The organism is Mycolicibacterium parafortuitum (assembly GCF_002086815.1).
Taxonomy (GTDB): Bacteria; Actinomycetota; Actinomycetes; order Mycobacteriales; family Mycobacteriaceae; genus Mycobacterium; species Mycobacterium parafortuitum.
Genome location: NZ_MVID01000002.1, coordinates 191,415 through 214,293 on the forward strand (window position 1 = coordinate 191,415; position 22,879 = coordinate 214,293).

Genomic DNA, 22,879 nt, shown 5'->3' on the forward strand with positions numbered 1-22,879 from the left:
TCGCGCAAGCGCTCATCGCGGTTCCCGAAGGACATAACCGACACCGCGCAGCGTATGCAGCAGCCGCTTCTCGCCGGTGTCGATCTTGCGGCGCAGGTAGGAGACGTAGGACTCGACGACGTTGACGTCACCGCCGAAGTCGTATCGCCAGACGTGGTCGAGGATCTTCGGCTTCGACAGGACCGTGCCTGCGTTGATGATGAAGTAGCGCAGCAGAGTGAACTCGGTCGGCGACAGCGACACCGGTTCGCCGGCCTTCCAGACCTCGTGGGTGTCCTCGTCGAGCTCGATGTCAGCGAAGGTCAACCGCGACGTGCGGGCCTCCTGGATGCCTGCGCCGGCGCGGCGCAGCACCACCCGCAGCCGGGCGACCACCTCTTCGAGGCTGAACGGCTTCGTGACATAGTCGTCGCCGCCGAGCGTCAGACCGGCGATCTTGTCCTGCAGCGAATCGCGCGCGGTCAGGAACAGGGCGGGGGCCTCGATGCCGTCGGCGCGCAGCCGGCGGAGCAGCCCGAACCCGTCCATCCCGGGCATCATCACGTCGAGGATGATCGCGTCCGGACGGACCTCACGCGCCTTGTCCAGGGCGGCGGGGCCGTTGGACGCGGTGTGGACCTCGAATCCTTGGAACTTCAGACTCACGGAGAGCAGCTCGACGATGTTGGCCTCGTCGTCGACCACTAGTACTCGAGCCTCGGGCACGTTCTCTGGTACGGGCATGGCCATGCCGCCTCATGTTTCTCCGCACAGTTGGAAATACGCTGCCTGCTACCTGTGCGCTTCCTGTGAGTTTACGTTTGCGGCGTCCATAGACTGAGCGGATGAACTTCGCCAAAGCGCTGACCGACCTCGCGTTCGCGCCGATGCGCGCAGGTCTGGCGGTCGCCGATGCCGGCATCGCGGTGGCAAAAAGCGGTATCGACCTCGCGGAACGTGCTCTCGGGGAGAGCAGGGACGGCACCCACCAGACCCCGACGTCGTTCGCGTCGATGCTCGGCGTCCAGGATGCGGTGGAGCGCGCCAACCGGCTTGCCAAACTGATGGACGAGGACCAGCCGCTGGGCCGCGCACTCGCGCCGGGCGGACCGATCGACCGGCTGCTGCAGCCCGGTGGCGTCATCGACCGGTTGACCGCCCCCGGCGGCGCGCTGGACCGGATGACGCAGGAACAGAGCGGCCTGATGCGGGCCATCGAGCCCGGCGGGCTGGTCGACCAGCTGCTGGCCGAGGAGGGGCTGGTCGACCGCTTGCTGGCCGAGGAGGGCATCGCCGACCGGCTGTTCGCCGAGGGCGGTGTCGTCGACACGCTCACTGCCCGCAACGGCCCCCTGGAACAGCTGGCCGCGGTCGCCGACACGCTGAACCGCCTGGCGCCGGGACTGGAGGCGCTGGAGCCGACGATCGAGGCGCTGCGCGAAGCGGTGATCGTGCTCAGCCAGGTGGTGAACCCGCTCAGCAACATCGCCGACCGGATCCCGCTGCCGGGCCGCCGTCCGCGCAGCCGACCGATGTCCCGGCCGGTGCCGTCGCAGCGGATTGTCGAAGCCGAGGACTGAGCCGATAGGATCTGGCACGTCCTCAACCGAGGACACGCCTCCTTAGCTCAGTGGTAGAGCACTCGCCTTGTAAGCGAAAGGTCGTCAGTTCAATCCTGACAGGGGGCTCCGCATCGGCGGTCCGGTTGTCGGTGGCCGCCCGTAATGTCCGGAGTGTGAGACGGTGCCGGGCGTGCGGTTCCCAACTTCTCAAGCGCAGCCAGAAGATCTACTGCAGCAATGCCTGCCAAGCATTGCTACGTCGCGATGACGGAACACAGCGTTGGCTGGAGACCGGCGAGGCGTGGATCGACACCCGGCCCGATCACTACGTCCGGCAATACCTCCTTGACGCCCAATCGGGCCATTGCGCGATCTGTGACGGAGCGGCTATCTGGTCGGGGCTGCCTCTGGTGTTCGTGGTCGACCACATCGACGGCAACCCGTCAAACAACAGGCGGGAGAACCTGAGGTTGATCTGCCCGAATTGTGATTCGCAACTGCCCACCTACAAGAGTCGGAACCGCGGCAACGGACGCTACTACCGCCGACAGCGATACGCCGACGGCCGGTCATTCTGAGTCGGACACGCTTCGCTCCAGTTTCAACACCGCCCGGACGCGGCAATACTCGGTAACGGTCGTACGAACCCAACCCTTGCGAAGGCGGAATCTTGTCTCAAGCCGTGGAGTCGGACCCCGAAGACCAGGGCAACGAGGCGCCCGAGATCACCTACGACGAACATCTGCACCCGGCGCGGCCCCGTTCGTTGCGGTTCCGGCCGCGCGTGCGCACGCCGTTCACCCGCCGGTCGGTGGCCAGGGACGGGACACCGACCGGGGACAATCCGGCCTACGTGTCGTGGCTGATCAGCCAGTCGATGCTGGCCGACGCCAACGAGATCAGCCAGCAGTTCTCCGGGCAGGGCTCGATGTGGCAGAACCCGTACGCGACGCCGAGCGCGCGCGGCGCCGTGGAGACGGCGTCGGTGTGGTTCACCGCCTACCCACTGTCGTTGATCACCCGGTCCAACGAATCCTTCCTCAAGGCGATGGCCGACCCCGAGATGTGGAAGGCGTTCGCCGAGATCGGCATCGAGGCCATCCACACCGGACCGGTCAAGCGGGCCGGCGGCATCTCGGGCTGGGAGCTGACCCCGAGCGTCGACGGGCACTTCGACCGGATCAGCACACAGATCGACCCTGCGTTCGGCACCGAGGAGGAGTTCCGCCAGATGTGCGGAACCGCCAATTGGTACGGCGGCACCATCATCGACGACATCGTGCCCGGCCATACCGGTAAAGGCGCGGACTTCCGGCTCGCTGAGATGAAGTACGCCGACTACCCCGGCATCTATCACATGGTCGAGGTCGACCCCCGCGACTGGGAGCACCTGCCCGACGTCCCGCCGGGCGCCGACTCGGTCAACATCGACTCCGACACCGAGGACTGGCTCGACAAGGCCGGCTACATCATCGGCAAGCTGCAGCGGGTCATCTTCTACGCCGAGGGCATCAAGGAGACCAACTGGAGCGTCACCCGGCCGGTTGTCGGGATCGACGGGGTCGAGCGGCGCTGGGTGTACCTGCACTACTTCAAGGACGGCCAGCCGTCGATCAACTGGCTCGACCCGTCGTTCGCCGGGATGCGACTGGTGATCGGCGACGCGCTGCACTCGCTGACCGATCTCGGCACCGGCGGCCTGCGTCTGGACGCCAACGGCTTCCTCGGCGCCGAGAAGACCGCGGCCGAGGAGAGCGCCGCGTGGTCTGAGGGCCATCCGCTCTCCGAGGCGGCGAACCATCTGATCGCGAGCATGGTCCGCAAGGTCGGCGGCTTCACGTTCCAGGAGCTCAACCTGACCATCGACGACATCCGCCAGATCGGCGAAGCCGGGGCGGACCTGTCGTACGACTTCATCACCCGCCCCGCGGTCCAGCACGCGCTGGCCGTCGCGGACACCGAGTTCCTCCGGCTGACGATGCGCACCACCCTCGAGCTCGGTATCGATCCGGCGTCGCTGGTCCACGCGCTGCAGAACCACGACGAACTCACCTACGAGCTGGTGCACTGGTCCAACGGGCACCGCGAGGACCTGTTCACCTACAAGGGCGAGGAGATCACCGGCGAGGTCCTCGGCGAGATCGTGCGCACCGATCTTCGGGAACGGCTCTCCGGTGACAACGCGCCGTACAACCTGGTCTTCACCACGAACGGAATAGCGTGCACGTCCGCGACGATCATCGCCGCGACGCTGGGGATCACCGCCCTCGACGACATCACCGAGCCGGAGCAGATCGACCGGGTCCGGCGGGCGCACCTGCTACTGGCGATGTTCAACGCGCTGCAGCCCGGCGTGTTCGCGCTTTCGGGGTGGGACGTGTGCGGCATGCTGACGCTGCCGCCCTCACAGATTCCCGAACTGCTCCGCGGCGGAGACACCCGCTGGATTCACCGCGCCGCGCACGACCTGATGGGCGTGAACCCCGACGCGACCCAGTCGCCGGCGGGAATGCCCAGGGGCCGAAGCCTTTACGGGTCCATCCCGGAGCAGCTCGCCGACGACACCAGTTTTCTGCGCCAGCTGCAGGCGATCCTGAAGGTCCGCTCGCACTACGGCATCGCCACCAGCCGCCAGATCGACATCCCGGAGGTGTCGCAGCGCGGGATGCTCGTGCTCGTCCACCAACTCGACACGGCCAACCAGTACCAGCTCACTGTGCTGAACTTCGCGAACGAAGACGTCACCGGCACCGTACGGTCGGAGAAGCTGCCGCCGGGCAGCGAGGTGTCCGACATCTTCTCCGGCCGCCACCTCGCCACCGTCGATGACCTGCACAGCTTCAGTGTCGAACTGACCGCACACCAGGGCATGTCCCTGCTCGTGGACGCCCCCGCCGGGGACGACCAGCTCGACTGAACCTCACCCGGTGAGCAGCACGACGCCCAGCATCACCGGGACCGACAGCAGCGTGCTGACCAGCGTCGCGTCCCGCGCCAGGTTGTCGCCGCGCTGGTACAGCGCGGCGTAGGTGTTGATGTTCTGCGCCGACGGCAGTGCGGCCAGCACCGTCACCACCATCAGCTGGTGCTGGTCGGCGCCGAAGCCGAACCGGGCCAGCGAGTAGGCCAACGCCGGCATCACCACGAGTTTGCACACCACCGCCGCACCGAGTTGGCGTCGGTCCGTACGTTCGGTAGGCGTGCCGCGGGCGGTCAGCGAGATCCCGAAGGCCAGCAGCACCGTCGGGACCGCGAGCGCGGCCAGCAGTTCCATCGGGTCGCGCAACACCTGCGGAATCCCGATATCGGTGCTTGCGAGTACCAGACCGACCGCGCTGGCCGCGATGATCGGGTTGGTGATCAGTGCGAGGAGCCGGCGACCGACCGAAAGATGTTGCCCCGCCTCGGAGTCCAGCAACCCGACACTCACGGGTACCAGGACCAGCACCTGGAACAGGATCAGCGCCGATACTTCGGTGGTACTGCCCAGCACGTAGGCGCTGATCGGGATCCCGAGGTTGCCCGCGTTGACGTACGACGCCAGCATCGCCCCGATCGTGGCCTCCCCCGTCGGCCGGCGGGTCAGCTTGGCGAGGACGAAGTACGCCCCGTACACGGTGACCGCGGCGATTGCGGAGACGAGCAGCGTCAGCGAGAACACCTGCTCGGGGTGCGCGTCGGCCAGGCTGATCAGCAGCAGCGCGGGCACCCCGATATGGAAGGCCGTGCGGTTGAGGACCATCCTCGCGTTCTCGCCGAGCACTCCGCGCCAGCCCGCGATCACACCGACGAGGATGACGACGATGATGACCGTGAAGGCCTGCAGGACCGCGAGCACGCTATCCGCCTCTCAGTCATCCGGCCGTGTCGGGTGACGAGGTTATCGGGGTCGCCGGCGGCCGGCGAGACGGACGTACACCGAGTTGCCAGACATCCTGCCCGCGCTCCCCGGCAGGCAACGACACGTCGATCCCGGGGCAAAGAGGCGCGGCCGCCGCGCGATTCCGGAGCGGCATTGCCCGACCCGGACAACACGCCGGGAACGCCTGCCAGATCACGTACCAACACAGCAGCTGGATGTTTGCTGAAAAATCGGCTGTCGTCGATTTCGGCCCAGATTGCGCATGATCACAGTAACGAAACGAATTCCGCGCCGATTTAACCTTTTGCTCGCCGCGCTCGCTGGGATGCGATTGAATGGTCTACGACGACGGGGGCAATCAAGGCTGTATTGAAGGGAACCCATGAGTGCGGCAACGTACGTCGGTCGGGTCGGCGCCTTAGCCGTCGCGCTGGGCGTCGGATCAGCGATATTTGCAGGACAAGGCGTGGCGATGGCCGACGAAGGGTCGTCGGCGTCGGCGAAACCCGCCGCCTCGGCGACCACCCCGAAGGACACGTCGGGCGGCACGGACGGCGCGGACACCGGTGGCACGAAGAACGCCACGGACCGCCCCGCCGCGGATGACTCAGATGACGCGGACGACTCAGATGACGACGCCGCGGCCGAGGACACCGCCGGCGCTGCGGATGACGCCGAGCCCGAGGACGACGACTCCGTTCCGGCCGACGATCCCGACACCGAGTCCACCCCCGAGTCCACCCCCGAGTCGGACCCCGACCCCGACACCGAGCCGGAGCCCGTTGCCGCTGACGATCCCGCGCCGCGCACCTCGGCCAAGCCGACCGGCACCCGCCCGCGGGCGACGGAGACGACGGCTGCCCCGGTGGCCGAGCCCGACGCGCCGGCGCCGGTAGACGGCACGAGCGGCGGCGGGCACACCGCAACGGTCGATCCGCCCGCACCGCCGGCCACGGCGACCGCAGCCGATGACTCAGGTGACGACACCGCGGCCGCCACCGGGGACCCGCAGGCGTCGCAGCAGGAGGCCGCGACCATCACCGTGTCCGCCGCGACCGTGGCGGGCACCAGCGAGGTTCAGGCGGTGGCGAAGAAGCCCAACCTGATCACCGCGGTCGTCAACGTCGTCAACAGCATGCTGGACTGGGCCAAGCAGAAGGCCGCGGCACAGCCCGGCGACGCCCCGCAGCCGCCGTTCCTGTGGGCGCTGATGGCGTTCGCCCGCCGCGAGCTCGACACTCTGTTCGCCGCGCGGACGACGAACTCTCCGCGCGACGCGTCGGTCCCCTCGACCAGCCTCGCGGTGTCCGAAGCGGCCAACGCAGCCGCCGCACCGGTCCCGTCGTACTCACCGTGGCTCAACCCTCAGGTCAGTGAATCGACACGCTTCATCAGCTGGGTGACCGGAGCCAGGGTCTACCCCGGTGACCCGCTGCTGGCCAACACCCTCGGCCGGTTCGGCGTGTACGGCACCGACGTCGGCACGATGTGGGACAACGGCATCGCCGACGATCCGTCGACCCCGTGGAACGAGAACCAGATCCTGATCGCCGTCGGCGACACGTTCGGCGCCGCCGGTATGTCCGGCCGCCATCTCTACAACACACTGTTCCGCAGCGGCGACACCGACCTGTCCGACGGTATGACCATCCCTAACGGAGAGTGGTTCAACGGCAACATGTTCGGCGGCGCTCCGCTCGAATCGCCTACCCAGGCCCGGCCGATCATCAACCGGCCGTGGTGGGCACCGGGGTCGGTGACACTGATCCCGACCGCGGGTGTGTCCGTGCCGACCGAGGTCACCGAGGCGACCCCGTACGGCGCCATCCAATACGTCAGCTTCATGTCCGTCACCAGATGGGGCTCGTCGGGACGGTGGACCACCAACTACTCGGCGACGGCCTACTCGACCGACAACGGCGAGAACTTCACCGTCGCCCCGGAAAGCGTGCGCTACAACTCGTTCCTGAGTGGTAACCGCAACTTCCAGCAGTCCGCGTACGTCAAGGGCGACGACGGTTACGTCTACGTCTACGGCACCCCGAACGGTCGCCAGGGCGCGGCCTACCTCGCCCGTGTCAAGCAGGACGACATCCTCGACGTCTCCAAGTACGAGTACTACAAGAAGGCGTCCTCGGGGTGGTTCGGCTCCAGTCCCGCGCGGTGGGTCGCGGGCAGCCCGTCCTCCGCGTCGGCGATCATCGGCAAGTCCGGCGGCCTGTTCGGCTTCCTGAAGCCGGGCTACACCGTGAGCGAGATGTCGGTGCAGTACAACGAATACCTGCAGAAGTACATCGTGCTCTACGGCGATCAGGCCAACCGGATCGTGATGCGCACGTCGGACACCCCGGAGGGTGGCTGGTCGGATGCGATCGTGCTGATGAACCAGCAGCCCGGCGGGATCTACGCCCCGATGGCACACCCGTGGTCGCCGTCCACCCTGGGAACCGGTTCGGATCTGTACTGGAACCTGTCCCTGTGGTCGGAGTACAACATCATGCTGATGAAGACCGACCTGACCAAGATCTGACGGCCGGAATCCTCAGTCCGCGAACGAGATCGATGTCGTCGAGCATCCGGTGACGGGCCGGTCCGGGAACGTCGCCGGGTCGGCATCGGCGATGACCATGTCTCGGTAGAAGGCCCTGGTGGCGTCGGCGGAGCATTCGAAGTTCGCGTTGAGAACCTCGAAGCTGCCCGGATCCGCACCGTCGATGGTCCTGCCCATCCAGTAGACCCGCGCGTCGTCGACGGCATACGGCCCCTTCACCGTGCGGAAGCTCGCCGGATCGGCGTCGGCGATCTGCGCGTCGAAAAAGAAGATCCGGTCGTCGTCCCGGGTGTAGGCGCCGTCGAGGACGCGGAACGTGGCCGGCGCGGCGCCGGCGATCACGTTGTCGTTGACGAACACCTCGCGGCTGTCCATCGCGTACAGGTATTGGTCCGTATCCGAGATGATCACGAAATTGGTTGGGTCCTCGGACAATACGGTGCCGTCGCTCCAATACACGTTGACCCTGTCGCGCGCCAGCTCCCCGGGCAGCATCTCGAAGTGGTCCGGATCGGTGCTGATCGGCTGGTCATGCTGGTACACCCGGTCCCGGTCGCGGGACAGCCCGGGACGCTCGAGCAGCCGGAACGAGTCCGCGAGCGCACCCTGCAACGGATGTCCGTTGATGAACACGCGCTCGCGATCTTTGCCGTAGGTCCGGTCGAATGCCTCGAAGGTCGGCGCGTCCGCATCCTCGACTCGGAATGCCTTGCCGGGAAAAGGATTCAGATAGTAGACCGCGTCACCTCGGACGTGGTAGCCGGGGTCGTCGGTCAGCGAGCTCGGCTCGTCGGTGCCGGCGCATCCCGCCGACAGCGCGACGGCCACGCCGAACAGCGCAGCGACGGCTGTGGCCACAAGTCTGCGCATAGCACCATCGAAGCATCTAGACGACCGGGACATCGACTATCGGGTGATCGATTCCGGCGCCTGGCCCGTCGAAATGCCACCATTCACCGTCATAGACGGTGAATCCGCCCGCGATCATCGCCTCGCGCAGCCGCGCCCGGTTGGCCTGCGCGGCGGCACTGACCCCGTCGGTCGCGTACGCGTGGCTGCGCGCGGTGAAGTCGTCGAAGCCGGTACCCATGTCGACCAGCCCTCGCGCGTCGGCGAGCGTCACGTCCACGGAGCGGGCTGCGACGTGGCTGCGGGCATACAGTCCGGGCCGGGCCACCCAGGCCGGGTTGGGTACCGCCTCGAACATCCGCACCTGCACCCGGTGTGGCCGGTAGCAGTCCCAGAAGACCAGCCGTTCCCCGCCGGCACGCAGCCGATTCGCGGCCGTTACCAGTCCCGGCACCAGCGATTGGTGGACCAGGCAACGCGCCCCGGCCGGATAGAGCTGGATCCCGACGAAGTTGTTCGTCGTCGCGTAGCGCAGGTCGATCACCGCGTCCGGTACCACACTGCGCACGTCGACGAAACCGGCTGCGCGCGCGGCCTCCGACACCGGCGGGACCGGCGCCGCCGAGCCCGTCGCGGAGGTGCCCACCGCGGCGACGGTGGCCAACACTCCAATGATCAAGTAGCGCAGCGAGAGAACGCTCATGGGTTCAGCGTAGGCATACACTGCGCACGTGCGCGACATCCTCGACGAGTTGCTGGCGGTATGGCAGGCAGACGGCACCGCCGGACTCTCGACCGTCGTGCGGACCATGAAGTCGGCCCCGCGCCCGCCGGGAGCGGCGATGGTGGTGTCCCCCGAGGGCACCGTCGCCGGATCGGTGTCCGGCGGCTGCGTCGAGGGTGCCGTCTACGAGACCGCCACCGAAGTGATCACGGGCGGGCACCCGGAGCTGCAGCGTTACGGCGTCAGCGACGACGACGCGTTCTCGGTCGGGCTGACCTGCGGTGGCATCATCGACATCTTCACAGAGCCCGTCTCGCGCAATACGTTTCCGCAACTGCAAGCCGTCGCCGACGACATCGCGGCCCACCGCGCCGTGGCCGTCGCGACGGTCATCGCGCACCCCGACCCGCAGCGGGTGGGCCGTCGGCTGATCGTCAGGAAGGACGACCGCGAGGGCTCGCTGGGCTCGGCGCGCGCGGACGACGCGGTCGCCGACGACGCCCGCGGCCTGTTGCTGGCAGGGCGGACCGCCGTGCTGACCTACGGGCCGGACGGCCAGCGTCAGGACGCCGGCATGGAGGTGTTCGTGTCCAGCTTCGCGCCGCGGCCGCGGATGCTGGTGTTCGGCGCCATCGACTTCGCCGCCGCGCTGGCGCAGCAAGGCGCTTTCCTCGGCTACCGGGTCACCGTGTGCGACGCGAGGCCGGTGTTCGCCACTCCCGCACGCTTCCCCGCCGCCGAGGAGGTGGTCGTCGACTGGCCGCACCGCTACCTCGCCGCTCAGGCCGAACAAGGCAACATCGACGGCCGCACGGCCATCTGCGTACTGACCCACGATCCGAAGTTCGACGTACCGGTCCTCGAGGTGGCGTTGCGCCTGTCGGGGGCGAACCAGCCCGGCTACATCGGCGTGATGGGGTCGCGGCGCACGCACGATGACCGGATGACGCGTCTGCGCGAGGCCGGCCTGACCGAGACCGAGCTGAGCCGGCTGGCCAGCCCGATCGGACTCGACCTCGGTGCCAGGACGCCCGAGGAGACCGCGGTGTCCATCGCGGCGGAGATCATCGCGCGCCGCTGGGGCGGACGCGGACGCCCGCTGACGGAGACGGACGGACGCATCCACCACGAGACCGAAAGCGTCTGAACCGTGGTGCCACCAACCGTGAGACACGAGTGGTGGAAATGTCGCTCTCCAATGCGATAACGTCACTCTCTACAGCCCCAGGAGAGTGATCCACGTGACAGACACCGCAGCCGACTCCGTCACCCCGCGCTACGCCGGCCAGCGTGTTCCCCGGGTGGAGGACAGCCGCCTTCTCACTGGTCACGGTCGTTTCGTCGACGACATCATCCGCCCGGGCATGCTGCACGCGTGCTTCGTGCGCAGCCCGTTCGCGCGCGCCACCATCGCCGGGATCGACGCATCCGCCGCACTGGCCCTGCCCGGCGTGCATGCGGTGTTCACCGCGGCCGATCTCAACCCCGACGTGCGCGAGGCATGGCACGCGGTAGCAGGCAAAGATGTGCCGGACACCCCGCGCCCGCCGCTGGCCGAGGGCGAGGCCAAGTTCGTCGGCGACCCGGTCGCGCTCGTCATCGCCGACAGCCGCTACATCGCCGAGGACGCCGTCGATCTGGTCGACGTCGACTACGAACCGCTGCCCGCCGTCGCCGATTTCCGCAGAGCCGTCGGCGGCGCCGAAGCAGGCGTCGCGGTGGTGCACGACGCCTACCCCGACAACGTCGCCGGCGGGATGGGTGGGATGCCGCCGGACGAGGAGTTGTTCGCGTCGGCGCCGCACGTGGTCGAGGAGCACATCTATCAGCAGATGTACGTGCCGGTCCCGATGGAGACCCGCGGCCTCGTGGTCGAATGGACATCGACGACGGACGAACTCACGATCTGGGCGTCCACCCAGACACCGCACGAGCTTCGCGCGTTCGCCGCGCGCCTGCTCGGAATCCCGGCCCAGGGTGTTCGGGTGATCATGCGCGACACCGGCGGTGCGTTCGGCCAGAAAGTCGTCCCGATGCGCGAGGACATGTGCATCCTGCTCGCCGCGCGCAAGGTCCCGGCGGCCTTGAAGTGGATCGAGGACCGGCGCGAGAACCTGATGTCGGCAGGGCAGTCCCGCCACGTCGACGGCAAGGTCCGGATGGCGTTCGACGAGGACGGCAAGATCCTGGCCGCCGACATCGACTTCATCCAGGACGTCGGCTCCTATCCGACTCCGTATCCGGTGCTGACCACCGCGGCGATCGGCATGTTCTTCCCCGGCCCGTACCGGGTGCCGAAAGCGAGCTTCAACTACAAGACGGTGTTCTCCAACACTCCCGGCCTGCACGCGTACCGCGGGCCGTGGCAGTACGAAACCCTCACCCGGGAGATCCTCCTCGACTGCGCGGCGCGCAAGATCGGGATGGACCCCGTCGAACTGCGCCGCATCAACATCCTGCGCGGCGACGAGATGCCGTTCTTCAACCCGAACGGGATGCCGTACGACAACTGCGCGCCCGCAGACACTTTCGAGCAGGCGGTGAAGATCCTCGACCACGAGGGCTTCCGCAAAGAGCAGGCCGACGCGCTGGCCGAGGGACGGTACATCGGGCTCGGTTTCTCGGCCTACATCGAGCCCACCGGTGCGGCCACCGGCAACCTCGCGACCGAGGGCGCAACCATCCGGATGGAGTCCACCGGGAAGATCAACGTGTATGTCAACGGCGGCTCGGCGGGCAACAGCATCGAGACCACGGTCGTGCAGCTGACCGCGGATGCGTTGGGCGCCAACATCGAAGACGTCGCCACCATCCAGGGTGATACGGCGGTCACGCCGTACGGGGCCGGCACCCAGGGCAGTCGCAGCGGGCCGATGACCGCCGGTGCGGTCAACGAGGCGGGTTCGATCCTGCGTCGGCAGATTCTCGCCATCGCCGCGCAGATGCTCGGGGTCGAGGACACCGACATCGAGCTCTCGAACTCCAAGGCGTCGGTGCGCAGCGACCCCGACAAGAGTGTCAGCTTCACCGATATCGCCTACCGCTCGTACTACGACCCGGCCCAGCTCGGTGGCGTCTCCCCCACACTGGAGGCCACCGCCCGGTTCAATTCTCAGGCGATGATCCACTGGGCCAACGCCACTCACGTCTGCACCTGCGAGGTCGACGTCGAGACCGGGCAGGTGTCGCTGACCCGTTACATCGTCAGCGAGGACGTCGGACCGATGATCAACCCCAACATCGTCGAGGGCCAGGTGGCCGGCGGCACCGTCCAGGGCATCGGCGGGGCGCTGCTGGAGAAGCTCGCCTACGACGAGGCGGGCAACCCGGTCGCGTCGACGTTCGTCGACTACCTGCTGCCGACGGCCACCGAGGTTCCGCCGATCGAGTTCGGCCACGTCGAGATCCCCGGACCGGGCGTCGGTGGCTACAAGGGCGCCGGCGAAGGCGGTGCGATCGGTTCGCCGCCCGCGGTCATCAACGCGATCAACGATGCGCTCGCGCCGCTCGGCGTGACCGTCACCCAACTACCCGCCACCCCGGCCACGATTGTCGAGCTCATCGAGCAAGCGTCCAGAAAGGACCACTGACGGTGGAACTGAACAACGAATTCCGCGTCGCGGTGCCGACCGCGAAGGTTTGGGAGATGTTCACCGACGGTGAGCGAGTCGCGCCGTGCCTACCCGGCGCCACCCTGCTCTCCGCCGAAGGGGACACCTTCCACGGCGCGGTCAAGGTCAAGGTCGGTCCGATCACTGTGTCCTACAAGGGCACCGCGACCTACAAGGAGAAGGACGCCGCCGGCCGGCGGATCGTGCTGCGCGCCGAGGGCAAGGAGACCAGGGGCAGCGGCACCGCGGCCGCGACGGTCACCGCCCAACTCAAGGACGAGGGCGACGCGACCCACGTCGGTATCACCACCGACCTGGCGATCTCCGGAAAGGCCGCCCAGTTCGGCCGTGGCGTGCTGGCCGACGTGGCGGGAAACCTGATCGCCCAGTTCGCCCGCAGCCTGGAAGCCGAACTCGGCGGCGGCACCACCCCCACCGCTGGGACGGCCGCTCCGACCGCCGAGAATGCCACCGCCGCAGCGCAACCCGCCGGCGACTCGGTCGATCTGCTCAAGGTCGTCGCGGTGCCGATGGCGAAGCGCTTCGCCCCGGTGATCGCCGCGGCCGCGGCGGCGGGCACGGCCGGTTTCCTGATCGGCTTCCGCAGGGGTAGAGGCAGGCACAAAGCACCTGCCGCGGTGCTCGCCGACGACCTGCAGGCCGCGCTGGCCCGGTTGTTGTCGTCATGAAGGCCGCCCCGTTCGCCTACCACCGGCCCGACAGCATCGCCGAGGCGGCCTCACTGCTCGGCGACCTCGGTGAGGACGCGAAAATACTTGCCGGCGGCCAGAGTCTGGTCCCGATGCTCGCGATGCGCCTGACCCATTTCGAGAACCTGATCGACATCTCCCGCATCGAGGAGCTTCGCGACATCGAGCTCCGCGACGAGGCGGTGTGGATCGGCGCGGGCACCCCGCACGCGTTGGTCGGGCTGGACGACGAAGTCGCGGAATCGGTTCCGCTGCTGACGTTGGCCACTCCGCACATCGGGCACTTCCAGATCCGCACCCGGGGCACCCTCGGTGGCGCGATCGCGCACGCCGACCCGGCGGCCGAGTACGCCGCCGCCGCGCTGGCGCTCGACGCCGAGATCGAGGCGACGTCGACGCGCGGGACGCGCCGCATCCCGGCCGCCCGGTTCTTCACCGGGCTGTGGGAGACGGCGCTGGCCGCCGACGAGATCCTCACCGCCGTCGCGTTCCCCGTGTGGTCGGGCCGCTGTGGGTTCTCCGTGCACGAGTTCGCGCGCAGACACGGCGATTTCGCGATCGCCGGAACCACGCTCGCCGTGCAGCTAGACGACCAGGACCGGGTGTCGCGCTGCGGGATCGGTCTGCTCGGCATGGGTTCGACGCCCGAACGCGGCACCCCCGCCGAGTCTGCGGTGCTCGGCAGGCATCTTTCCGACATCACCGCAGAAGAGGTCGGGCGGCTGGCCGTCTCGGCCCTCGACGACATCCCGGCCGACCTGCAGGGCACGGCCGCCTACCGCTCCAAGGTCTGCGCGACGATGGTCGCCCGCGCGTGGACCGAGGCGATCACGGCCGCTCTTGAGACGACGGAGGCTGTCCATGCATGAGATCCCGGTCGAGGTCACGATCAACGGTCGCAGGCATTCGGCGACCGTCGAACCCCGGCTGACACTGGCCGACTACCTGCGGGAGAAATGCGGGCTCACCGGCACTCACCTGGGCTGCGAGCACGGCGCGTGCGGCGCGTGCACGGTACTGCTCGACGGCCAGGCGGTGCGCGCGTGCCTGGTGTTCGCCGTGCAGGTGGACGGCCAGGAGATCACGACGGTCGAGGGCATCGCCGGCGACAACGGTGAGCTGTCCCCGGTGCAGGCCGCGATGAAGGAGTGCCACGGCCTGCAGTGTGGCTTCTGCACCCCGGGGTTCGTCACCAGTATCACCGCGCTGCTGCGGGACAACCCGTCCCCGACCGACGAGGAGATCCGCGAGGGCCTTTCCGGCAACTTCTGTCGTTGCACCGGGTACCAGGGCATCGTCAACGCCGTAAAACGAGCTGCCGAGGCGACCGGCTAGGGGCATCCTCGAGTCCATGAGAATCGGATTCATCGGCCTCGGCAACATGGGCTCGGGTATGGCCGCCAACCTGGTGTCGGCGGGCCACGAGGTGCTCGCCTACAACAGATCCCCGGACAAGGTCTCCGCGCTCGCCGAACGCGGCGCCATACCGGCTGCCACCGTGGCGGCCGCCTGCGACGCCGATGTCGTGGTCACGATGCTCGCCGACGATCACGCCGTCGAGGCGGTGACGTTCGGCGACGCCGGCATCCTCGCATCCCTGCAGCCGAACGCGGTCCACGTCTCGGCGAGCACCATCAGCGTCGCGCTCGCGGAGCGCCTGACCACCGAGCACGCACAGGCCGGTCAGCGCTTCGTGTCCGCGCCCGTGTTCGGACGACCGGACGCCGCCGCGGCGGCCAAGCTGTTCGTCGTCGCGGCGGGTGACCCGGGCACGGTCGCCGACCTGCAGCAGGTGTTCGACGCGATCGGTCAGCGCACCTTCGAGGTCGGGCAGGACCCGACGGTCGCCAATCTGGTCAAGCTGTCCGGCAACTTCCTGATCGCATCGGTCATCGAGTCCCTCGGCGAGGCGATGGCGCTGGTCGGCAAGGCCGGTGTCGACAAACAGGCCTATCTGGAGCTGCTCACGTCGACGCTGTTCGCCGCCCCGGCGTATCGGACCTACGGCGGTCTGCTGGCTCGTGGGGAGTTCGAGCCCGCCGGGTTCGCGGCGCACCTCGGCCTCAAGGACGTCCGGCTGGTGCTGGCCGCCGGGGAAGCGCTCGAGGTGCCGCTGCCGGTCGCGAGCCTGCTGCGCGACCGCTTCCTGACCTTGCTGGCCGGCGGCGGCCGCGACCTGGACTGGTCGGCACTGGGCGCGCTGCCCGCGTGGGAGGCGGGCGGGCCTAAGCCCGGACACTAAGCCCGGACACTGACCCCGCCGAAATTGCATTCCAGCAGGCCCGCACTCGAACTTCCGCGGCGCAGGCGCAAGCTCGGCGATAGGCGCTACTCGGCGACGACGCCGCGCAGACCGTCAGCGCCGAACAACGGCTCCAGCATCGCGGACAGGTCGGGTCCGCGGCGCAGTCCGTGACCACCGTCGACGTTGATGACCTGGCCGGTGATGAAGCCGGCCGCGTCGCTGAGCAGGAACACCGCGAGGTTCGCGACATCCTGCACTTCGCCGACGCGCGGCAGCGGCGTGCACTCCCGGTAGTCCTCGCTGAGCGCGGGCGTGTCGATGATCGGGGCGACCATGTCGGTTTTGGTCAGGCCGGGCCGAATCCCGTTGACCCGCACCGAGGACGGACCCAGCTCGTCGGCCGCGACCATCATCAGGTGGTCCAGGGCGGCCTTGCTCGGCCCGTACGCGCCGAACCACCGGTGGGTGTTGCTGGATGCGATCGACGAGATGCCGATGAACGATCCGCCCCCGCCGCGGACGAGTTCGCGCGCGGCGTGCTTGAGCACGTACATGGTGCCGTTGACGTTCAAATCGACGGTGTTACGCCACGCGGCGGAATCGATCTGGGTCAGCGGCCCGATGGTCTCGGAGCCGCCGGCGCTGTGCACCACCCCGTCGAGCCTGCCCCGCCAGGCGGTCGCCGCCGCGACCAGTCGCGCCGCGGAATCCTCGTCGGTCACGTCCGCCGACTCGTAGATCACCTGACCGGCACCGGCACCGGCCGACGCGGTGATCTCGTCGGCTGCCGCGGCGAGTTTGTCGGTGTTGCGCCCGGCCAGCACCACGTTGCCGCCCGAGGCCACGACGGCTGCCGCGACCCCCTTGCCGATTCCACTACCGCCGCCGGTCACCAGCACGGTCCGATCCGCCAACGAAAGCAGCACGGGTCCCTCCGAATATCTAGGTCGTATAACTAGAACAGGTTCCAGTTATACGTCACGGCTCGTCGCGGCGGGCCAACTTCGGGACACCGAGTGTGCGCCAATCCGGCACGTTGGGCGGCAGACCGACCGGGTAGCGGTTCTCGTTGTGCGCCGCCCAGTGCGCGTGACCGAGTTCGTGGATGTGGAACGCGTGCCGCAACGCCTCGGCGAAGCCCATCGCGTCGCTGGCGGCGTTGACGGAGTCCTTGACCAGCAGCGCGGCCATCGTGGGCCGCTCGGCGATACGCCGCGCGAACTCCAGGGTCTTGTCCTCCAGTTCGGCATGCGGGAACACCTTCGACACCATGCCGAGCCGGTATGCCTCGTCGGCGTCGATCGCGTCGCCGGTGAGCAGCAGTTCCTTGGCCTTGCGCGCACCGAACTCCCACGGGTGCGCGTAGTACTCCACCCCGGGCATACCCATCCGCACCGCGACGACGTCACTGAAGCGCGCGTCGTCGGAGGCGACGATGAGATCGCAGGCCCAGATCAGCATCAGCGCCGCGGAGATCGCATTGCCCTGCACCTGGGCGATGGTGATCTTGCGCAGGTCCCGCCAGCGGCTGGTGTTGTTGAAGAAGTAGTGCCATTCCTGCAGGTAGGTGCGCTCGGAGATGGCCTCGCGGGTGGCGCCGTTGAAAGCGAACGTCGGGTGCTGACCCGGTCCGGGGGTGCGCTCGGCGATCGCCTGCTCAGAGCCCAGGTCGTGTCCGGCCGAGAAGTTCTTGCCGCGCGCGGCGAGGATCACCACGCGCACGTCGTCGTCGGCTTCGGCCCGCCCGAACGCCTCGTCCAGCTGCACCAGCAGGGTCCGCGACTGCGCGTTCTGCGCGTCGGGCCGGTTCAGCCATATCCGCGCGATCCTGCCCTCGTCGAGGGTCTCGTACGTCACCTGTTCCTGATCCGCCACGCGTGACACATTACGGCCGAACTGTCACGTTGTGGAACGTAGGGGCCGGTTCGCGTCTCGCGGCCGTTTGCAGTGGTTGGCTAAGGTTGGTTCATGCCTGCGAAACCAGACCCCGCCGAGATCGGCGACGTGGAGCCCATCGCCGACAGCACCGAGCGTCAGGCGCGCCGTGTGGTCGCCGCGTACGCCACCGACGCCGACGAGTGCCGCGTCTTCCTGTCGATGCTGGGCATCGGACCGGCGAAGCTCGCCGACGCGTAATGACAGCCGAGAGCGGTCCCGAGGTCCGCTCCGGTACGGCGGAGCCGTCCACGGCAGGGCAGTCTCTGCCGTCCACGGCAGGGCACTCTCTGCCGTCCACGGCAGCTGCCGACTTCGTCGTCGTCGCCAACCGGCTGCCGATCGACCAGGTCCGCCTGCCCGACGGCAGCGTCGAGTGGAAGCGCAGCCCCGGCGGTCTGGTGACCGCGCTGGAGCCCTTGCTGCGACGCCGCCACGGCGCGTGGATCGGTTGGCCGGGAGTCCCCGAAGACGCCGACGACCCGGATGCGGCCACCGAGCCCATCGAGCAGGACGGTATGACCCTCGTCCCCGTCCGGCTGTCGGCCGATGATGTCGAGGAGTACTACGAGGGCTTCTCCAACGCCACGCTGTGGCCGCTGTACCACGACGTCATCGTCAAGCCGATCTACCACCGCGAGTGGTGGGAGTCCTACGTCGACGTGAACCGGCGCTTCGCCGAGGCCGCCGCGCGCACCGCGGCCGAGGGCGCGACGGTCTGGGTCCAGGACTACCAGCTGCAGTTGGTGCCCAAGATGCTGCGCATGCTGCGCCCCGATCTGACCATCGGCTTCTTTCTGCACATCCCGTTCCCGCCGGTCGAACTCTTCCTACAGATGCCGTGGCGCACCGAGATCATCGAGGGACTGCTCGGCGCCGATCTCGTCGGCTTCCATCTGCCTGGTGGCGCGCAGAACTTCATGATCCTGTCCCGCAGGCTGCTCGGTGCGCAGACCTCGCGCGGCAACGTCGGGGTGCGGTCGCGCTTCGGTGAGGTCCACTTCGGTTTCCGGACGGTCAAGGTCGGCGCGTTCCCGATCTCGATCGACTCCGCCGAGCTCGACCAGCAGGCCCGCACCCGCGCGGTCCGCCAGCGCGCCAAGGAGATCCGCGCGGAACTGGGTAACCCGCGCAAGATCCTGCTCGGGGTGGACCGGCTCGACTACACCAAGGGCATCGACGTGCGGCTGCGCGCGTTCTCGGAGCTGCTGGAAGAGGGGCGCATCGACCCGTCGGACACGGTGCTGGTGCAGCTGGCGACCCCGAGCCGGGAGCGTGTCGAGAGCTACATCGCGATGCGCGAAGACATCGAACGCCAGGTCGGCCACGTCAACGGCGAATTCGGCGAGGTCGGCCACCCGGTTCTGCACTACCTGCATCGGCCGGTGCCCCGGGAGGATCTGGTCGCATTCTTCGTCGCCGCCGACGTGATGCTGGTGACGCCGCTACGCGACGGGATGAACCTGGTCGCCAAGGAGTACGTCGCCTGCCGCAGCGATCTCGGGGGCGCGTTGGTGCTCAGCGAGTTCACCGGCGCCGCAGCGGAGTTGCGCCAGGCCTACCTGACCAATCCGCACCACCTCGAAGGGGTCAAGGACGCGATCGAGGCCGCGCTGACCCAGGCTCCCGAAGAGGGCAGGCGCCGGATGCGGGCGATGCGCCGCCAGGTTCTGGTCCACGATGTGGACCGGTGGGCGCGTGCGTTCCTGGACGCGCTCGCGTCGAAAGAACCGCTGGACGCGGAGTGACGCCGCAGCGGCGATAGCATTCCGACGGAATTACACCACCGGGACTTCGGCGAAAGGCATACCGATGGGCACCTACGCGATCACCGGCTCCGCGTCCGGAATGGGCGCGGCGGCGGTCAAAAGGCTTCGCGCCGATGGGCACACCGTGATCACCGTGGACATCAAGAACGCCGACGTCGTCGCCGATCTGTCCACGGCGAGCGGGCGCAGCCATGCCGCCGAGCAGGTGCTCACGTTGTGCGACGGCCGTCTCGACGGCGCGGTGCTGGCCGCGGGCCTCGGCCCGAGCAAGGGAGCCGACCGGTTGCGGATGATCGCCACCGTCAACTACCTCGGCGTGGTCGACTTGTTGACCCGCTGGCGCGGCGCGCTCGCGGCCGCGACGAACGCGAAAGTCGTGGTGATCGGCAGCAATTCGACCACCACCACCCCGGCCGTGCCGGGCCGCGCGGTGCGCGCGCTGCTGGCCGGCGACGTCGAGCGGGCACTGCGGGCAGTGCGCCTGTACGGCCCGGGCAAGCCGGCGATGATGTACGCGGCGTCGAAGATCGCGGTGACCCGCTGGGCACGCCGCCATGCCGTGCTCCCGGAGTGGGCGGGCGCCGGGATCCGGCTCAACGTGCTCGCGCCCGGTGCGGTGATGACGCCGCTGCTGCAGGAACAACTCGACAACAAGAGTCAGGCCAAGTTCGTCGAACGGTTCCCGGTGCCCGTCGGCGGATACGGTGACCCCGATCTGCTCGCCGCGTGGATGTGTTTCCTGCTGTCCGATGCCGCCGACTTCGTGTGCGGCAGCGTCATTTTCGTCGACGGCGGGACGGATGCGCTGTTCCGCGGCGACGAGTGGCCTCGCCCGGTGCCGGTGCGCCGGATCGGCGGCTACCTCAAACGGTTCCTGGGTCGGCGCTGACCCGCGCCGCCGCGAACGATTCGATGATCGCCTGTTGCGGCGACCGCCACGTCAGGCCGAGATCCTCGGTGGTGGCCCGATCGTCGGTCGGCGTGGCCGAGGTGAGCAGCAGCGCCGCCTCGTAGCTGAGCCCGTCCCCGAGCGGCACGTAGCGGCCGACGACGTCGGAGATCCGCCCGAGCGCCAGAAGCGCCTTCGGCGGCAACGGAATCCGCCGCACCGGCTGCCCCAGCCCGGTCTCCAGCGCATCGATCATCTGGTCGAACGTCAGCATCACCCCGCCGCAGACGTAACGGCGCGGACCGCGTCCCGGCCGCATCAGGCGGGTGTGCACATCGGCGACATCACGCACGTCGATCATCTGCATGCCCGCGCGGACCCGCGGTGCGATCCTGGCCCGCACGATGGGTGCCCAGCCGCGTTCGGTGACGCCCGCCGCGGTCCCGAACGCGCGCCCGACCACGCTGGACGGGTAGGTCACCACCACAGGCGCGCCGGCGTCCTGCAGCTTGCGCGCGGCGCGGTCGGCGTAGCCCTTGGTCTTGGCGTAGCTGCTGCGCCCGTCGGAGGTTGGGGTGTCGGCGGAGATGACACCGTCGGACGGCGGGAACAACGCGCTGTAGCTACTCACCGACACGACCGGGTCGAGACCGAGTTCCGATGCGCGGGAGAGGATCTGCTCGGTGGCGTACGCGTTGATGTCCCACATCAGCTGCGCGCGACGCTCGTCGGTGCCGACCACGCCCGCCGCGTGCACCACCGCGTCCATCCCGGCGAGCAGCTCGGTGACCGTCGCCTCCGACCGGATGTCACCGACGACGATCGAGACGTCGCCCAGCGCGCGCAGCCGGGTGATCACCGGCGCATCCTGCTCCTGGGGCAGGACCAGCAGCCGGATGCTGTGCTGAGCTTCCAGCAGGGCGCGCACCGTGTGCGCGCCGAGGTAGCCGATGCCACCGGTGACTGCGATATGAATGGTTGCTCTCCTCGTCACGCCGCGGGATCGGCGATGGGCCTGCTCAGATCGGGGTGATGTAGGCGATCAGCCACTTGCCGTCGACCTTCTTGTAGTCGACACGCAGCCGGCTGCCGTCGTAGACCGACTCCTTGGACTTGTCGGTCACCGTGCGATTCATGTACACCATCACCGACGCCGAAGTGCGTTGCGCATCAAGGACACCGGTGCCGACGGTGTGAGCCTGACTGATCAGCTGGCGGTCCCTGGCCTGCGGGATGATCTCGTTGGTGACGCGGTCCTCGAACTCCTGCCGGTATTCCGGGGTCAGCATCGGGTACACCTCGGCGAAATTGCGTTCCACCGTCTGGTAGTCGAATCCGAACACCCGCGGGATCTGTTCGGAGGCCAGCGTCGGCAGTTCGGCCCGCGCCTGCTCCTCACCGTCGAGTTGCACCCGGGTCCAGTACAGCCAGCCACCGACCGCGGACAGCGCCACGAAACCCGCGGCCAGCACGACTGCAAGCGACCCGATCAGCCTGCCGCGCCACCCGGTCATCAGTTGCCCCCGTCGGGGTATTTGAGGTCGTATGCCGTCATGTGCCCGTTGTCGTCCTCGTGGACGATCACCCGCATACGGTAGGGCTCCGACGGTGCGTTGTTGCCGTCGAGGTCGGTGACGGTCACCCGTACCGACACCAAAACCGCCGCATTGTCCGCGATCTCGTCGATCTTCTCCAGAGCGGCGCCGTTGACGACCGCTTCCGAGGACGCGTTGGTGTCGCGGAACAGCAGCTTGAGGTTCTCGACGTTGCCGTCCTGCGTCATCATCGCGCGCAGCGGGCCACTGGTGCCGTCGACGAACCGGTTCACGCTCTCGTCGATGGTGTTCTGGGTGTAGCTGAACATGTTGACCACCGACTGGGCCGCGGTGTCGACGAAGCGGCGCTCACGGTCCTGTTTGGCCTCGATGCCGCGCTGCTGATCCAGCATCACCATCACCGCCGCGACGAGCGCGACGACGGCGACGAACGCGACCGCGATCGACGCGATCGCGACCAGGCGCCGATTCGGTTGCCGCCGCGGCGGAGGGCCCACCGGCGAGACCCGGCGCACGGGCTGCGGCACCTCGATGCTGACCCCGGTCGGCGCCGGGACCGCCTCGATCTTGGCCGGACCCGCGGCACGGGACGCGCGGCGGCGCACCCGCTTGGGGGGCTGAACAGATTCTTGCACTA

The 22,879-nt window shown here is 68.4% G+C and carries 22 protein-coding genes and 1 tRNA gene; 14 read left to right on the forward strand and 9 right to left on the reverse strand.

The features are described 5' to 3' along the window. Positions 1 to 12: 12 nt before the first annotated feature. Positions 13 to 729 carry a response regulator transcription factor gene (locus BST38_RS03550; RefSeq protein WP_083141867.1) on the reverse strand — a complete coding sequence of 239 codons (717 nt, stop codon included), beginning with the start codon at positions 727 to 729 and terminating at the stop codon, positions 13 to 15. 95 nt (positions 730 to 824) lie between these two features. On the opposite strand from BST38_RS03550, the gene BST38_RS03555 reads away from it, so the two are divergent. The 4 genes from BST38_RS03555 (at position 825) to treS (ending at position 4,458) form a co-directional block, all read left to right on the forward strand. Beyond that, the gene (locus tag BST38_RS03555) at positions 825 to 1,559 is read left to right on the forward strand and encodes an MlaD family protein (RefSeq protein ID WP_083141868.1); all 735 of its coding nucleotides are present in this window, start codon (positions 825 to 827) and stop codon (positions 1,557 to 1,559) included. 36 nt (positions 1,560 to 1,595) lie between these two features. Continuing rightward, positions 1,596 to 1,667: transfer RNA gene (locus BST38_RS03560), tRNA-Thr, on the forward strand. A 290-nt stretch (positions 1,668 to 1,957) separates the two neighbouring features. Further along, the gene (locus BST38_RS29860) at positions 1,958 to 2,119 is read left to right on the forward strand and encodes an HNH endonuclease (RefSeq protein ID WP_420872555.1); all 162 of its coding nucleotides are present in this window, start codon (positions 1,958 to 1,960) and stop codon (positions 2,117 to 2,119) included. A gap of 92 nt (positions 2,120 to 2,211) precedes the next feature. Next, positions 2,212 to 4,458: a maltose alpha-D-glucosyltransferase gene (gene treS, locus BST38_RS03570; RefSeq protein ID WP_083141870.1), complete on the forward strand. Its 2,247-nt coding sequence runs from the start codon at positions 2,212 to 2,214 to the stop codon at positions 4,456 to 4,458. Positions 4,459 to 4,461: 3 nt separating this feature from the next. Here treS and BST38_RS03575 read toward each other — a convergent pair whose 3' ends face one another. Beyond that, on the reverse strand, positions 4,462 to 5,379 hold the full coding sequence (locus BST38_RS03575) for an AEC family transporter (protein WP_083141871.1): 918 nt from the start codon (positions 5,377 to 5,379) through the stop codon (positions 4,462 to 4,464). A gap of 496 nt (positions 5,380 to 5,875) precedes the next feature. Here BST38_RS03575 and BST38_RS03580 point away from each other — a divergent pair, with 496 nt between their 5' ends. Beyond that, the gene (locus BST38_RS03580; RefSeq protein ID WP_336385736.1) at positions 5,876 to 7,933 is read left to right on the forward strand and encodes a glycoside hydrolase family 183 protein; all 2,058 of its coding nucleotides are present in this window, start codon (positions 5,876 to 5,878) and stop codon (positions 7,931 to 7,933) included. A 12-nt stretch (positions 7,934 to 7,945) separates the two neighbouring features. Here BST38_RS03580 and BST38_RS03585 read toward each other — a convergent pair whose 3' ends face one another. Beyond that, positions 7,946 to 8,824 carry a DKNYY domain-containing protein gene (locus BST38_RS03585; RefSeq protein ID WP_083141873.1) on the reverse strand — a complete coding sequence of 293 codons (879 nt, stop codon included), beginning with the start codon at positions 8,822 to 8,824 and terminating at the stop codon, positions 7,946 to 7,948. Between the two features lie 16 nt (positions 8,825 to 8,840). Beyond that, positions 8,841 to 9,491 carry a M15 family metallopeptidase gene (locus BST38_RS03590; RefSeq protein ID WP_420872556.1) on the reverse strand — a complete coding sequence of 217 codons (651 nt, stop codon included), beginning with the start codon at positions 9,489 to 9,491 and terminating at the stop codon, positions 8,841 to 8,843. A gap of 43 nt (positions 9,492 to 9,534) precedes the next feature. On the opposite strand from BST38_RS03590, the gene BST38_RS03595 reads away from it, so the two are divergent. From BST38_RS03595 to BST38_RS03620, 6 genes are all read left to right on the forward strand, one after another. Next, positions 9,535 to 10,674, forward strand: a complete 1,140-nt coding sequence (locus tag BST38_RS03595; RefSeq protein ID WP_083141875.1) for an XdhC family protein — start codon at positions 9,535 to 9,537, stop codon at positions 10,672 to 10,674. A 94-nt stretch (positions 10,675 to 10,768) separates the two neighbouring features. Next, positions 10,769 to 13,117, forward strand: a complete 2,349-nt coding sequence (locus tag BST38_RS03600; RefSeq protein WP_083142095.1) for a xanthine dehydrogenase family protein molybdopterin-binding subunit — start codon at positions 10,769 to 10,771, stop codon at positions 13,115 to 13,117. A gap of 2 nt (positions 13,118 to 13,119) precedes the next feature. Continuing rightward, a complete protein-coding gene (locus BST38_RS03605) occupies positions 13,120 to 13,827 on the forward strand; it encodes an SRPBCC family protein (protein WP_083141876.1) in 708 nt (235 codons plus the stop codon). Further along, positions 13,824 to 14,717: an FAD binding domain-containing protein gene (locus BST38_RS03610; RefSeq protein ID WP_083141877.1), complete on the forward strand. Its 894-nt coding sequence runs from the start codon at positions 13,824 to 13,826 to the stop codon at positions 14,715 to 14,717. The genes BST38_RS03605 and BST38_RS03610 overlap by 4 nt, the downstream gene beginning before the upstream one ends. Next, complete coding sequence (locus BST38_RS03615; RefSeq protein WP_083141878.1) at positions 14,710 to 15,183, forward strand: (2Fe-2S)-binding protein; 474 nt, start codon at positions 14,710 to 14,712, stop codon at positions 15,181 to 15,183. Before BST38_RS03610 ends, BST38_RS03615 begins: the two co-directional genes overlap by 8 nt. A 16-nt stretch (positions 15,184 to 15,199) precedes the next feature. Continuing rightward, entirely contained in the window at positions 15,200 to 16,090 is an 891-nt protein-coding gene (locus BST38_RS03620; protein WP_083141879.1) for an NAD(P)-dependent oxidoreductase, read from the forward strand. An 86-nt stretch (positions 16,091 to 16,176) separates the two neighbouring features. On the opposite strand, the gene BST38_RS03625 is transcribed toward BST38_RS03620, so the two are convergent. After that, on the reverse strand, positions 16,177 to 17,019 hold the full coding sequence (locus tag BST38_RS03625) for an SDR family oxidoreductase (RefSeq protein ID WP_083141880.1): 843 nt from the start codon (positions 17,017 to 17,019) through the stop codon (positions 16,177 to 16,179). A 52-nt stretch (positions 17,020 to 17,071) separates the two neighbouring features. Beyond that, positions 17,072 to 17,968: an enoyl-CoA hydratase gene (locus BST38_RS03630; RefSeq protein ID WP_420872513.1), complete on the reverse strand. Its 897-nt coding sequence runs from the start codon at positions 17,966 to 17,968 to the stop codon at positions 17,072 to 17,074. Positions 17,969 to 18,061: 93 nt separating this feature from the next. Between BST38_RS03630 and BST38_RS28940 the strand changes: the two genes are divergently transcribed. The 3 genes from BST38_RS28940 to BST38_RS03640 all read left to right on the forward strand — a co-directional run bounded on the left by BST38_RS28940 (position 18,062) and on the right by BST38_RS03640 (position 20,686). Beyond that, positions 18,062 to 18,229: a hypothetical protein gene (locus tag BST38_RS28940; protein WP_110781482.1), complete on the forward strand. Its 168-nt coding sequence runs from the start codon at positions 18,062 to 18,064 to the stop codon at positions 18,227 to 18,229. After that, entirely contained in the window at positions 18,229 to 19,776 is a 1,548-nt protein-coding gene (locus BST38_RS03635; protein WP_083141882.1) for an alpha,alpha-trehalose-phosphate synthase (UDP-forming), read from the forward strand. The genes BST38_RS28940 and BST38_RS03635 overlap by 1 nt, the downstream gene beginning before the upstream one ends. A 64-nt stretch (positions 19,777 to 19,840) precedes the next feature. Further along, on the forward strand, positions 19,841 to 20,686 hold the full coding sequence (locus BST38_RS03640; protein ID WP_083141883.1) for an SDR family oxidoreductase: 846 nt from the start codon (positions 19,841 to 19,843) through the stop codon (positions 20,684 to 20,686). Here BST38_RS03640 and BST38_RS03645 read toward each other — a convergent pair. From BST38_RS03645 to BST38_RS03655, 3 genes are read right to left on the reverse strand one after another with little or no spacing between them, the layout of a single operon-like run. Then, positions 20,661 to 21,662 (reverse strand): NAD-dependent epimerase/dehydratase family protein, encoded by a 1,002-nt coding sequence (locus BST38_RS03645; RefSeq protein ID WP_083142096.1) that lies wholly within the window; start codon positions 21,660 to 21,662, stop codon positions 20,661 to 20,663. The two genes, BST38_RS03640 and BST38_RS03645, sit on opposite strands and share 26 nt — an antisense overlap. Before the next feature lie 43 nt (positions 21,663 to 21,705). Continuing rightward, entirely contained in the window at positions 21,706 to 22,200 is a 495-nt protein-coding gene (locus BST38_RS03650; RefSeq protein ID WP_083141884.1) for a nuclear transport factor 2 family protein, read from the reverse strand. Continuing rightward, a complete protein-coding gene (locus tag BST38_RS03655) occupies positions 22,200 to 22,877 on the reverse strand; it encodes an Rv1363c family protein (RefSeq protein WP_083141885.1) in 678 nt (225 codons plus the stop codon). The genes BST38_RS03650 and BST38_RS03655 overlap by 1 nt, the downstream gene beginning before the upstream one ends. Between the last annotated feature and the right edge of the window lie 2 nt (positions 22,878 to 22,879).

What these genes read in the sequence shown, in the direction of transcription:
- BST38_RS03550 (WP_083141867.1), bottom strand. Translation starts at nt 729, where the DNA reads ATGGCCATGCCCGTACCAGAGAACGTGCCCGAGGCTCGAGTACTAGTG.
- BST38_RS03555 (WP_083141868.1), top strand. Translation starts at nt 825, where the DNA reads ATGAACTTCGCCAAAGCGCTGACCGACCTCGCGTTCGCGCCGATGCGC.
- BST38_RS03580 (WP_336385736.1), top strand. Translation starts at nt 5,876, where the DNA reads ATGGCCGACGAAGGGTCGTCGGCGTCGGCGAAACCCGCCGCCTCGGCG.
- BST38_RS03585 (WP_083141873.1), bottom strand. Translation starts at nt 8,824, where the DNA reads ATGCGCAGACTTGTGGCCACAGCCGTCGCTGCGCTGTTCGGCGTGGCC.
- BST38_RS03610 (WP_083141877.1), top strand. Translation starts at nt 13,824, where the DNA reads ATGAAGGCCGCCCCGTTCGCCTACCACCGGCCCGACAGCATCGCCGAG.
- BST38_RS03615 (WP_083141878.1), top strand. Translation starts at nt 14,710, where the DNA reads ATGCATGAGATCCCGGTCGAGGTCACGATCAACGGTCGCAGGCATTCG.
- BST38_RS03620 (WP_083141879.1), top strand. Translation starts at nt 15,200, where the DNA reads ATGAGAATCGGATTCATCGGCCTCGGCAACATGGGCTCGGGTATGGCC.
- BST38_RS28940 (WP_110781482.1), top strand. Translation starts at nt 18,062, where the DNA reads ATGCCTGCGAAACCAGACCCCGCCGAGATCGGCGACGTGGAGCCCATC.
- BST38_RS03635 (WP_083141882.1), top strand. Translation starts at nt 18,229, where the DNA reads ATGACAGCCGAGAGCGGTCCCGAGGTCCGCTCCGGTACGGCGGAGCCG.
- BST38_RS03640 (WP_083141883.1), top strand. Translation starts at nt 19,841, where the DNA reads ATGGGCACCTACGCGATCACCGGCTCCGCGTCCGGAATGGGCGCGGCG.
- BST38_RS03650 (WP_083141884.1), bottom strand. Translation starts at nt 22,200, where the DNA reads ATGACCGGGTGGCGCGGCAGGCTGATCGGGTCGCTTGCAGTCGTGCTG.